The organism is Rufibacter sediminis (assembly GCF_014269285.1).
In the GTDB taxonomy this organism is placed as follows: Bacteria; Bacteroidota; Bacteroidia; order Cytophagales; family Hymenobacteraceae; genus Nibribacter; species Nibribacter sediminis.
Genome location: NZ_JACOAF010000064.1, coordinates 1 through 306, shown reverse-complemented (window position 1 = coordinate 306; position 306 = coordinate 1). Strand labels below are relative to the sequence as shown.

Below are 306 nucleotides of genomic sequence, written 5' to 3'. Positions count from 1 at the left end.
TCATGCCCCAGCGGCCGTTGGCGTCCTTGAAGCGCAGGTGGAGCTGGTGGAAGCCGGGCTCCAAGGCGGTCACGTCGGCGGCGAAGGTGAGGTTGTCCAGGTCCTTTCCCGGGGTGAGGGGGATGTTGGTGCCCTTGCCGAAGCCCGGATCGGCGTCGAAGAAGTACTCGCCCTTTGTGACGTTGGCCAGCTGCCCCGGCGGCACGACGGTGGTGAGGTTCTCCTTGTAGAAGGTGCGGGCGGTGGTCATGCCCCAGCGGCCGTTGGCGTCCTTGAAGCGCAGGTGGAGCTGGTGGAAGCCGGGCT

1 protein-coding gene is annotated in these 306 nt (G+C 67.0%); it reads right to left on the bottom strand.

Going from position 1 to position 306, the window contains the following annotated elements; all coding sequences use genetic code 11:
• Window positions 1-306: hypothetical protein (locus H7U12_RS22375; protein ID WP_206683974.1), on the bottom strand; the 306-nt coding region annotated here is incomplete at both ends.